General features: G+C 37.0%; 9 protein-coding genes and 1 pseudogene. 7 read left to right on the forward strand and 3 right to left on the reverse strand.

Annotation, left to right across the window (positions count from 1 at the left end; all coding sequences use genetic code 11):
* Positions 1-70: 70 nt before the first annotated feature.
* Both BJR36_RS19070 and BJR36_RS21250 read left to right on the forward strand, forming a co-directional pair.
* Entirely contained in the window at positions 71-1,573 is a 1,503-nt protein-coding gene (locus BJR36_RS19070) for an LlaJI family restriction endonuclease (RefSeq protein ID WP_091237026.1), read from the forward strand.
* A gap of 195 nt (positions 1,574-1,768) precedes the next feature.
* A pseudogene (locus BJR36_RS21250) lies at positions 1,769-2,999 on the forward strand (IS4 family transposase); the annotation flags it as partial.
* A 113-nt stretch (positions 3,000-3,112) separates the two neighbouring features.
* Here BJR36_RS21250 and BJR36_RS21075 read toward each other — a convergent pair.
* From BJR36_RS21075 to istA, 3 genes are read right to left on the reverse strand one after another with little or no spacing between them, the layout of a single operon-like run.
* Complete coding sequence (locus BJR36_RS21075; protein WP_334292935.1) at positions 3,113-3,373, reverse strand: mobility-associated LCxxNW protein; 261 nt, start codon at positions 3,371-3,373, stop codon at positions 3,113-3,115.
* Entirely contained in the window at positions 3,303-4,082 is a 780-nt protein-coding gene (locus BJR36_RS19085; protein ID WP_091237028.1) for an ATP-binding protein, read from the reverse strand. Before BJR36_RS19085 ends, BJR36_RS21075 begins: the two co-directional genes overlap by 71 nt.
* Complete coding sequence (istA, locus tag BJR36_RS19090; protein ID WP_242875681.1) at positions 4,082-5,644, reverse strand: IS21 family transposase; 1,563 nt, start codon at positions 5,642-5,644, stop codon at positions 4,082-4,084. Before istA ends, BJR36_RS19085 begins: the two co-directional genes overlap by 1 nt.
* Before the next feature lie 447 nt (positions 5,645-6,091).
* On the opposite strand from istA, the gene BJR36_RS19095 reads away from it, so the two are divergent.
* The 5 genes from BJR36_RS19095 (at position 6,092) to BJR36_RS19115 (ending at position 11,913) form a co-directional block, all read left to right on the forward strand.
* Complete coding sequence (locus BJR36_RS19095; protein ID WP_091237030.1) at positions 6,092-6,616, forward strand: hypothetical protein; 525 nt, start codon at positions 6,092-6,094, stop codon at positions 6,614-6,616.
* A gap of 1 nt (position 6,617) precedes the next feature.
* Positions 6,618-7,442: a hypothetical protein gene (locus BJR36_RS19100; RefSeq protein ID WP_091237031.1), complete on the forward strand. Its 825-nt coding sequence runs from the start codon at positions 6,618-6,620 to the stop codon at positions 7,440-7,442.
* Positions 7,443-7,476: 34 nt separating this feature from the next.
* Positions 7,477-9,753 carry a hypothetical protein gene (locus BJR36_RS19105; RefSeq protein ID WP_091237032.1) on the forward strand — a complete coding sequence of 759 codons (2,277 nt, stop codon included), beginning with the start codon at positions 7,477-7,479 and terminating at the stop codon, positions 9,751-9,753.
* Between the two features lie 37 nt (positions 9,754-9,790).
* Entirely contained in the window at positions 9,791-10,057 is a 267-nt protein-coding gene (locus tag BJR36_RS19110) for a hypothetical protein (RefSeq protein WP_139133586.1), read from the forward strand.
* Between the two features lie 188 nt (positions 10,058-10,245).
* A complete protein-coding gene (locus BJR36_RS19115; RefSeq protein WP_242875683.1) occupies positions 10,246-11,913 on the forward strand; it encodes a DUF8090 domain-containing protein in 1,668 nt (555 codons plus the stop codon).
* Positions 11,914-12,003: the final 90 nt, after the last annotated feature.

Below are 12,003 nucleotides of genomic sequence, written 5' to 3' on the forward strand. Positions count from 1 at the left end.
ATTGCTTTCTTAGAGAGCAAGTAATCTATATCCCAATGTCATCGATTTCTAATAGGTCAGATGGCATTGAGTGGGTAAACCTTGGGAAGTTAGCACTAATGGAGAAGGCGAAATACTCTGGAATAGGACAATCGGTGAAACTTTTGCTGTGATACAGAATAATAGGCCGTATTATGTTGAACTTCAGACACAGAATGTAGTTGATAATGATATGGATTTTTTTAAACAGCTTCATGAGTGCGTGTTAACACAGTGTAGCGCAGAACTTAGAAATATAGGGTTACTACAGCTTTTTGATATTGTAGGAGTGGAACTTACAGATTGTCCGTTGGTGGATTTTGGTGATATAGATTATATTTTATACCGATTACAACGAGAGATTCAGGTTCAATACGTTACCCGAAAGCAAAATTTATTAAAGACATTATATACATACATTGCCAATGATAAAAGGGATCGAGATGACATAAGCTTTAGCCTATATGGAACAAACAATTTTAATTTGGTATGGGAAAAAGTATGTGCCGATAATTTTGGAAGTGTTTTGGATGAGAAAGTTCGGAAACTTCCGTTAGGAGTTTCACCGGAATACGAAACAAAAAAGAATGATACTTTAAGAAGTATTATAGACAGGCCTGTATGGCATAGGAAAAATCCGCTAGTATCTGACCGTAATGTAGATACATTAAGACCGGATCTTATCTGCATATATCCGTGTAACGATCAAATGGATTATTGTTTTGGAATTTACGATGCTAAATATTATAGAATAGATTTTATGAAACAGACAGATAGTTGGAAAGTGACTGGACAGCCAGGTGTTGGAGATGTTACAAAACAATATCTATATCAGCTAGCATACGATGATTTTATTACGAAGCAGGGATACAAGTATGTTCAGAACATGTTCTTCTGTCCACAGGAAGAAGCTGAATCAGATTATGGGTACGTAGAAATGAAAATGCTCCATACTTTGGGTGAAAAAAATCTTGAAAATATTGCGGTTGTAAAGTTATCTGCCGATGAAATGTATGATATTTATCTTGCGAATCGGAAGATTGAAAATATATCAAAATACATTCCGCAAGTAGGTCAAAAGAGGGTTTTAAGCCAGAATTTTGCAAATAGAATGATGACATATTTAAAACGAATAAATCAATTCAGCCGTGTGGCAGAGGAAAAACTTGAAATGAAAGAAGAACGCGGCAAACTTATCTATCCAAAACAGATAAAAAGAGAATTGGGTGCAAAAATTATTTATGATGCAATTTGTCCTGTAGCAAGCGCAGTCTTCTATGGATTCGATCCATATGAAAAAGTGAATGGAAATATGGTAGCTGAGGACGTGGGCAATTCTTATTCTAAATGTGATCAGATAGCAGATGTCGCTTTGAAAATAGAAAGTATGATTAAGGAATTGTCAGAGCAGGAACTAAGAGATGAGGCCGTCTTTAGAGTGGTTCTGAAAAACTGTTTTGAAGGTTTGGATGATATCAATTCAATGGCGGAAGGAAAAAGTTTGGACAAGTTGACAGATAAGATAATGGAGTTAATAGGAGAAGTGTATTTGTAAAACAGAAAGATGCGGTTTTTAATTGTATGAGGGGGGTGTATCAATGAAAATAAGTAAATTACTCAAACTTCGCACTTGAATAAATGTCTATGCACCTTGAAAATTCAATAATAACTGGCATAAAAATAGCATGAAACCATTGGTTTTGTTATAATTAAGTTACCACACAAAATTACAAACCGGAGGGCTCATGCTATGAATAAAAGTATAACACAAGACAACCAAAATGATAACCAGGTTTCAAAATCTATCAGAAAATTTTTCTCTAGATTTCATGTTTCATCTGCTTTGAAAGCATCAAATGCATAAGAAAGGGACTCCGGTAATTGAAATCTTTCAGTATCTGTTTTTGCTGATTTTCTCCAACAGAAGCATGTACATGAATCTGCTTACAGGAAGAAATACGTCTTCTTTTGCAAAAGATATTGTTTATAGATTTACAAAAATGATTCAAATCAACGGGATCCGTTTTACATCCATTCTCGCTTCCAGAATCATCAATGATGCGGTAGTTCCTTTGGATGATAAAGAACGGGTAAATGTTCTGATTATCGATGATTCCCTGTTTTAACGTAACCGCTCCAAGAAAGTAGAGCTTTTGGCAAAGGTCTATGATCATGCAAAACATTCTTACCGCTTTGGTTTTCGCATGCTGACACTTGGATGGTCCGATGGAAGTACTTTTCTTCCAGTCAATAGCATCCTTCTTTCGTCTGAGAATGAAAAGAACCGTATCAATGAAGCGGCTCATCTAGACAAAAGAACGGTTGGATATAAGCGTCGTCAGCTTTCTATGACCAAAGGAACCCAGGCAATGCTCGAACTCTTGAAAACCGCAAAATCAGTAAGTATTCCTGCAAAACATGTCCTTTTTGATAGTTGGTTTTCTTCCCCAAGTACACTTCATGCAGTAAAAAAAATCGGCTATGATGTGATCGGAATGGTTAAGAAAACACCAAAAATGTTCTTTAGATACAACGGAACCGACATGTCCTTGCCTTCGATTTACAAACAGAGCAAAAAACGACGCGGAAGATCAAGATATCTTCTCTCTGTTATTGTGGAAGTAATCAAAGATGAAGAGTCAATTCCAGCGAAGGTAGTGTATGTCCGCAACAAAAACAAACGGAATGAATATCTCTGCATTATCTCTACTGACATAACCCTTGATGAAGATGAAATTATCCGTATTTATGGAAAAAGATAGGATATCGAAGTTTTTTTAAAAGTCTGCAAAAGCTATCTTCGGCTGAGCAAAGAATGCAATTCTCTGTCTTTTGATGCAATAGCCGCTCATGTGGCAGTTGTCTTTACAAGATATATGATGCTCTCCGTAGAAAACCGGGAGGCAAATGACGAACGCTCGCTTGGAGAACTTTTCTTATACTTTTCTGATGAACAGTCTGATATCACATGGATTCAGGCTGGATATACCGTTTAAAAAGTGCACTCTTTTCGGTATTTTAGTGCACCCCTATCCGGTAAAAAAGTGCAATAGATACCGGATAGTAGGTGCAGTTACTGATTGATTCTTAGTGTTTAGTATTCTGATGGTATTTTAATTCCAGCATCTCGGAGCAGTTGTTCTAGCTGATCAACTCTATCCTGCAAGTGCTGTATCTCAATCCAGTTGCCATGACATAGTTCATCAGCTTCCTCCAGTTCGGATCTTGTAAGTTCATAGTCTGTCCATTTCAGGCATTTGTGATCTTTGCTAAATGCACAATAATTATTCATGGTTACCACCTGCTTTCTGACAGGATTTAAGACCGTGACGCTCACGCATGGAGACATTTCCATTGATCATGATATCGTATGAGTTTGGTCGGATGCGGTCAATGATTGCTTCAGCGACAGTAGCGTCTGCATCGGTCCCGATTCTGGATAACCATCCATCTGTTTCGAACTGGGTGCAAAAAATCACAGAACCGCGGATACTTCTGGATTCAATGATTTCTAATAAATCGTGGCATTGTTCGCTTGTAAGTGGCGAAAGAAGAAATTCATCAAGTATCAGAAGTCTTACTTTCTGATAAGCCTTTATTGTTCTGGCAAAGGTTCCTTCTGCGTGTGCAATCGCCAGTTCGTTCAGTAAGTCTGGCAGACGCACATAACTTACTTTTATGTAGCTTCTACAGGCAGCTACTCCCAGAGCATTCGAAATATATGTTTTTCCACTTCCAGATGCACCTTTTAAAATGATGTGATGACTGTCTGTGATATATCTGCATGTTGATAATTCATAAAGTAATGATTTATCAAGATTTCGGTCTGGTAGGTATTCAATATCTTCCATGCATGCGTTCGGATATCGAAATCCAGCCTGCTTCATAAGCTTAAGAAGCGTATTATTCTTCATGTTTTCCCACTGCCGGTCTACGAGCATTCCGACTCTGTCTTCAAAAGGGATTGAATCATAGGCATGGCTGTTACACTGGTCTTCAAAGGCTGATGCCATGCATGCAAGCCTTAAATCATGCATCTTATTTATTGTTGCTTGTTTAATCATTAGCGTTCACCTCCATAATAAGCTGAGCCGCGGGTAATTCCGTATTGGCTGCCTTTGCTGTACTGCACCTTTTCATCTTTTGCTTTTTCCAACTTATTTTTTAGAATAATGGAAATGTTTTTAAGACTCGGTGCCGGAGTGAATGACAATGCACGCTCGCAAGCCTGCTCCAGACTTTGCGGTGTATATCTGTCTGCAAGCCGCATGAGAGAAGTACAGGTCTTATAACCTTGTTGTTCGACCTTATGTGAATAAAGAAAACTTTTTACAACGGTCAATGTTGATGGTCCGTTTTGTGATGCCCATTTCAGGAAAAACTCTGAATTGTACTGCATGTAGATCCGATGTTTTTCTGGCATATGTTCCGGAATATAAATCGGTTCAGGACAATGATCCTTTCGAATGTGTGATGCAATTCGATTATTATGGTAAAAAACTTCAATTACTTTTTCGGTGGCACGAATATCTACCTTTTTGCCAATGAATTCATTAGGAACCGAATACTTGCTTTCTCCGACGGATATGAGATAATCGGGTTGTATGGTGGCAGTTGACCAGACGGCCGTCTCATACGGGGTGGCAGGCAATGGCATGAGGAATTCTTTTTCTTCTTCCTCAAAGACTGATTTCCTGCTACCTTTCTTTTTCTGAAAAGGGCGCTCATTGTATTCGTTAAGCTTTTCCCTTATTGCCAGATTTAATTCATCGTAAGTGAAGAATGCCCGGTTTCGGAGAGCAGCCAGAATCCATGTTTCCATAACTTTTACAGATCCTTCCGCATTAGGTTTGTCTTTTGGCTTGAGAGGTCTTGCAGGAATAATTGCAGTGTCATAGTGTTCCGCCATTTCATGATAGGAACGGTTCAGAACCAGTTCAGTTCTTGTGTTTTTAATAACTCCAACTTTTAGATTATCTGGAATAAGAATTCTGGTTACACCACCAAAGAATTCATAAGCATGAATATGTGCTTCAATCCAGTGAGGAGCTTTCATATCTGGAAATGCTTCCGCATAGCCATACATACTGCATGGAAGACAGGCAACAAATACATAGGCTGGATCTTTAAGACCGGTTAACGGGTCTGTTACTGGAAGGGTATCTCCAACCCAGTCAACTTCTAGTTCATCCCCAGGTTTATGTCTTAATCTAAGAGTTGCCTTTTTTGAAGATGCATAAGCATGATACTTCTCATTGAACTGGGTATGCTGATAAGCAATTTTGCCTGTATCCTGACACTTAATACAGTACTCGGCCCACAAAAGGGATAAGGTTACTCCGGGCTTTGCAAGCTCATTGTAAACGTATTCATAGTTAGGAAGAAGCCGGCTCTGTTCTGTCGCTTCCTGAGGATAGAGAATTGCTTTTAAGTCCTCATTTGTGAGCTTGTCAGGGATTGGCCATTCAATCTGCTTCTCCTGTGCTTTCTTCCAGATATCAGCTACTTTGTTACGGGAACTGCCTGTACTGGACGCAACACTTGTGTTGCTGTAATCCGCTGATTTCAAACGGATTATTTCTCGGTAATCAATCATGATTATCGACCTCCTATAATTTTTAGTCACGTTTATTCACGTGCCATCTTCATTATAGGAGTAAATATAGAAACTGCACCAATATATCGGAAAGCAACGCACTGGTTTACCGGAAGAAGCTGCACTGTTCTACCGAAAAGGATGCACTTTTACACCGTAATACTCATTCAGGCTTTTCAATTGATGCTTCAAATGTTCAGAACTATGCTCACAAATCATTCGGAATTATCCGAAGAAAAAATCTGTGAATTAGTGGATGCATTTATGAATGCAATTCCATTTTCGTTAAAATTACAGCTGCAGGTGGCATAGGGACTGAAATTTGACAACTTAATAACTGCCAGGTATTGAATTTTCAAGGTGCATAGCTAAAATCTATGTGCGAAGTTTGAGTACCTAAATAAACGAATTTTAGAAAGAAAACTGATGGATTTAACTGAATTCGAGAAGTATAATAGATAAGAAAGGCGGTGATTTTTGGTGAAATGGTTTTATAGATGTATTTTGACGTTAAATTCGACAATATTACTTATAGTTGTATACTTAATTAAAGAACAGGTTGTTTTGCCAATTCCAAACCTTAATGAGAATTGCTCGTATGGGATATATGTTTTATCAACAGTGTTGTTTTCAGGAATATGTTTATTGATATCTAATTTCTTGGGTGAAGATATCATAGAGGGAGGTATCGTTGACATTGAGCCTGCCAATAATTCATATTTACCTAGCTATTTGGGATATTTTTTTATCGCCTTGAGTGTGAACAATAAATTTACATTAGCTTGGGTATTTGTACTGATATTTATTTTTACGTTTAATTCACAAACATTATTTTTCAATCCAATGTTTTTATTGTTTGGTTTTAAATTTTATTATGTCACAACAGACTCTGGATTAAAAATCTTTGTTATTTCAAGAAAAAATATTAGAAGCTTGAAGGGATTACAATTTACAAATTTAAGAAGAATCAATAATTATACATTTATAGATTGGAGAGGATAAGATGAATTACGTATTGGCTAAAGTGAAGGTTAAGAATGAAGAAGGATTTAGGAAACTTTATACTGGAGAAGCAATATTTGAAGATCTAAATGGACTATCTGGTGCAAATGAATACATCCCTTCGACAATTCTTGAAGAAGATGAATGGTTTAAGTTGTCGGCATTTTCAACTAAAGAATATTGTTTAGATTTCTTGTGTACTAAATTTAATTCAACGGAATATCAAGAAATCGATAAAACACATACAGATATTATCGAATATATTTGTTCATATCAAAGTGGAAAATATTATTTTCAAAGAATACTAAAACATAGCATTTTTAAGCAAAAGAGAATAACCCTTGGTGATAATGTATGTCTTGATAAAGGTGAAAAAAGTATTGTTATTAATGATTGTCCAGATGCAATGTATGATAAAAATCATGACACTTTGTATTTTAGAAAACTTCAAACTGTAGCTCCAATTTTTAAAGGGATTGATATTCTGTATAAGGAAGCCACTAAAGAAGAAACAGAAAGTTTTTTGCAAAATGATTTCATTGAAACAATTGATGGTTATGGTGTTGATAGAATAAAAACAATGAACAGAAAAAGAATTGCTATGGCAATGGAAACACTTAAAAACTTTAATAAGAAACAGAGAAAAGATGTATTGGATTACACACACGAATATTATCCTCATTTGCAATATAAAGACAGTACATTTTCGGTTGGGACGGAAGATGATATGAAATTTTTATTATGGGGAATCGAACAGAGGTATTATACGACGCCAGTAACCAAAGAGCAAAGAGTGGCTAATTCAGTAATACCATTAACAATTTAGAGGTGTTTAATGAAAGTTGTAAAGGTGGTGAAGAATGTTTAACGGTAAGGTCAAAAAAGAGGCATTAAAAAGTCATGAGCAAGCCATCAAGGATTATGAAAAAGAAATACAAGAATTTCAAAAAAGTACTTCACAATTGAATGAAAAAAGAGAGAGTGCACTTGAAATACTAAGATCTACAGAAAATATAATTAATAGTATAAAAAATACTCCAGATAGTTATTCTGTTGAACTAGGTAAGATTTATCATGCGATTACAGAATATAGTCAAGAAGAATATGATAAACGTTCATTCAAAAACATAATTCAAGAAGTTTCAGGGTTTGGTTTGGGATTAAGTTTAATATTGACTGGAATAGGAATTAGTGTAACTCGTGATTCAAGTGATACATTAGAAGACGATACGATTGAAGATTTTGAAAGGACAAATGATTCTGAAAATAATAAGACTAAAACTTATACTGGAGTTGTATTGGTAATATCTGGTTGTGGTGTGTTAATTAAGTCAACATTTACTTATAACAAAAACAATAAAAAAATAGCACAAGAAGCTCAGGACGAAACAAAAACAATTTTAGCTGATACAAAGAGCCTGAGGTATTTAAATGCCAGAATAAAAGAAATTTCTATGAAGATAATGAGTATTTGCAATGGATTTCGGCAATTCTCAGACCAACTAATAAATCTTGAAGGTAAAAATTATGAAGAACTTGATAAAGAAGATATTTTATTTCTGGGGGCAATTATAAATAACATGCTTGGACTTTGTGAACTGAATCAAGTAAGACTTTCATCACATGATCCACTTCCTGAATTTGAAAACATAGAGCAATTAATATCTGTCCCAGACACTGATGGTATAGATATTTTATCGGCAATAGAAGTAAGAGATGACACTCAAACACAGGCAATAGCGTCCTGGAGTGCATTCTTAAAATGGCAAAGAGCTAAAGATCTTTTAGAGCATTACAAACAATTGGATTTGAGAAAAGAAGGAGTGTTTGCTGAACTAGACGAGTTGAAACAATTTATTTCAGACCCTTCTCATATTTTGGGAAATGTTCTTTCAAAACATGGAGAAATAGCTGAACATTGCCAAGTTAATATTTCAAATGCACAAAATATAATAGAAGGTTTATCACCTAAATATACATTTGAAGGAGTGGGACGTTTAGCTCCAGATGATTATTTATACGCAGGAATGCCAATTCAATCAAAATTTTATAACGGTGCTAGAGCTACGCTAAAGGCAATATCAAAGCATTTAGATACCTATCCAGATTTTGTTAAGAATGGAGGCTCGTATGATGTCCCCAAAGATCAATTTGAGGAAATGATAAATGTTATTAGACTAAGTAAAGAAGCGCCATCAGCTATAAGGCGTCAAGAATTGCATTTGCTTAATGCGATTAAATTATTTGAGTCACAATCAGGATTGAAAATTGAGGAGAACTTAAATCCAGCTGTTGTGACTTTCAAAGATGTTCAGCTATATAACGTATCTGATACAATTCAAAGAGAAGAGGATTGTATCAATAAAAAAGATAAAAACAATAGAGAAGTTGCAAAGGAAAAAACCGCCCCATCTCTTAAGGAAGGTGCTAAGGTTGTAGGTGTAAGTGCCGCAATCGAAGGTGGATTTGACTTTTTATCGTCTATGAGAGAAAAACGAAAACAAGGAATAAAGATTACCGAATTTACAGAGAAGGATTGGAAAGATGTCGGTATTAAGACTGGACAAGGTGTTGTAAAAGGCGCAATTCGAGGAGGTAACATTTATTTATTAACAAATTATACAACGACACCAGCGAATCTTGCAGCCGCATATGTTTCAGCAGTATTTGGTATAATTAGTCAGATTGAAATATATAGGAATAATGAGCTTACAGATGAAGAATTAATTATTAATTGCGAAGAGGTTTGTTTTGATGTGTCGATAAGTGCTATTGCAGCCTTGGCGGGACAGGCATTAATACCAATTCCAGTATTAGGATCAACAATAGGAAGTATCGTTGGAAAATTTGTATTCAACATTATTAAAGATAATTGTAATCAGAAAGAATATAAAATGATATCAAAATATTACGAGGAACTTTGTTCTATAAGACAAAATAATGAGTCGATTAATTCTGAAATCGTGATGTTAATAGAAGAAAAAATTAATCAGTTCCATAGTATGCAAGAATTAGCGTTTGATCAAAATACAAATATTGCATTCGCAGGTTCAATTGATTTGGCTATTTCCTTAGGTGTAGAAAATTCTAAGATAAAGAAATCAGAGGAAGAAGTTAGAAATTATATAAAGTCATGACATTGGAAGGGGAGAATAAGAAGTGAAGGTTTTTCATATGGATGGAGATAACAAAAGATTATATTTTCAGAATTTTTCACACAGACCAGATGAAGAAGAAAGAGACGAAATACTGAAAATATTGACAAGTGCTAGATGTATAATTGAAAAACCATTTATGGGTCCTGATTGTGATTTATATAAATGTAAAATTGATGGAGAAGATTTTTCAATTATCTATACTATAGATGGAGATGGAACTTTCTTGTATGCTGATGATGAGACAACGTTATCGAAATTGGATGAAATATTTAATCTTGAATAAAATACTCATGGATTTAAGAATGTGTTAGAACAAGGTCATAATGATTTATGAATTAGCGGTGTAGCCAAGGCGATTGCAAAGTGGGAATCACACCCCGCTACCGTATTTGATTTCAGGTTACCTGGAATCGAGATAATTTAATAAGGTAACCTATCCAGAGATGGATACCTAAGGAACAGCAACAAGCTGTGCGAACTCGGAACACTGTTCCCTGGTCACAAGCCTTGCGGCTTTCCCAAAGAAAAAATCATTTTTTACTCGTCACACCCTTGACACGAGCGGGTACCGGTAAAACCTACCTCAGCGCCTTCGACGTCAGAAACGTCAACCCAAAGAAGATGCTGTTCCTGGTCCATCGGGAACAGATCCTCCTCCAGGCAGAAGAATCATTTAAAGATGTTCTTGGAGAGGGGATCAATACCGGATTTCTGACCGGAACATCAAAGCAGATCGACGCAGACTATCTGTTTTCAACGGTCCACATGCTGGCAAAGGATGACGTCCGCACTCGGTTCAGTCCGGAGCACTTCGACTATATCATCATCGATGAAACCCACAGGGCCGGCGCCGGTGGTTACCAGAAAATCCTGGAGTATTTCAAACCAAGATTTTTGCTCGGCATGACGGCGACACCGGAAAGGACTGATGGATTCGATATCTATCAGCTCTTCGACCATAATATTGCCTATGAAATCAGGCTGCAGCAGGCAATGGAAGAAGATATGCTGTGTCCGTTTCATTATTTCGGAATATCCGAGTTGACGATCGACGGTGTGGAAATCGATGATTCAACGGAATTCCGTTATCTGACTTCGGATATCCGCGTAGATAATATCATCGAGAAAATCAATTTTTATGGATACAGCGGCAATCGGGTGAAGGGGCTGATTTTCTGTAGCAGAAAAGAGGAGGCAAGGGAGTTATCCAGAGCCTTTAATGAAAGAGGGTACCAGACGGCTGCATTATCCGGGGATGATTCTCAAGGCATAAGGGAAAAGTCGATAGAGATGCTTGAGCAGGAAGATCGTGAAAACGGCCTGGACTATATTTTTACAGTGGATATTTTTAATGAAGGTGTGGACATACCGTGCGTGAACCAGGTCGTGATGCTGCGCCCTACCCAGTCCTCCATTATCTTCATTCAGCAGCTGGGCCGTGGGCTCCGTAAGCAGGAAGATAAGGAATATGTGGTGGTCATCGATTTCATTGGCAACTATCAGAAGAATTTCCTGATTCCCATTGCGCTGTCGGGGGATCGTTCTTATAACAAGGATACGATCCGGAAGTATGTGGCTGAAGGGAACCGGGTGATCCCGGGATGTTCGACGATCAACTTTGATGAAATATCCAAAAAGCGAATTTATGCAGCAATCGACAATGCGAACCTGAGCGAGCTGAAATTCATAAAGGAAGAATATAATAATTTGAAGTACAAACTGGGCAGGATACCAAGGATTGAGGATTTTGAAAAGTTCGGAGCTCTCGATATGATCAAAATTTTTGATAAATTCGGTTCCTACCATGCGTTTTTGTCAAAATACGATAGTGATGATTACAAGATTAAGCTATCTGCAGAAGAGGAAGGGATAGTCGCCTTTTTGTCGCAGAAAGTGGCAAAGGGGAAGCGCATCCATGAGCTGGAAATGCTGGACCGCCTGCTTGTTTACAGAACCGGCATCTTAAGGATACTCAGAAACTCCCTCAAGGAAAACTACAACATCGACTTGTCGGCAGGGGAAGAGAAATCCGTAATCAGCAATCTGACCAACTCCTTTGGAAAAGTGGAGGAGCAGAAGAAATATGCTGACTGCGTGTTTTTGAAGGAAGACGGGAACGACTATGCCATTGCATCGTAAACGTCAAACCACTCGCCTAGGCAAAAATTCTTTTTTAGTGCATACTTAAAAAAATCAATAGAGTTTTTCAAGGAGGTACTAATCAAACAT

Origin of the sequence: Anaerobium acetethylicum, assembly GCF_900096945.1 — a bacterium.
Classification (GTDB): Bacteria; Bacillota; Clostridia; order Lachnospirales; family Lachnospiraceae; genus Anaerobium; species Anaerobium acetethylicum.

Bases quoted from the DNA above. Each gene is read 5' to 3' on its own strand.
- BJR36_RS19105 (WP_091237032.1), top strand. From the start codon at position 7,477: ATGTTTAACGGTAAGGTCAAAAAAGAGGCATTAAAAAGTCATGAGCAA.
- BJR36_RS19085 (WP_091237028.1), bottom strand. From the start codon at position 4,082: ATGATTAAACAAGCAACAATAAATAAGATGCATGATTTAAGGCTTGCA.
- BJR36_RS19100 (WP_091237031.1), top strand. From the start codon at position 6,618: ATGAATTACGTATTGGCTAAAGTGAAGGTTAAGAATGAAGAAGGATTT.
- BJR36_RS19110 (WP_139133586.1), top strand. From the start codon at position 9,791: ATGGATGGAGATAACAAAAGATTATATTTTCAGAATTTTTCACACAGA.
- BJR36_RS21075 (WP_334292935.1), bottom strand. From the start codon at position 3,373: ATGGAAATGTCTCCATGCGTGAGCGTCACGGTCTTAAATCCTGTCAGA.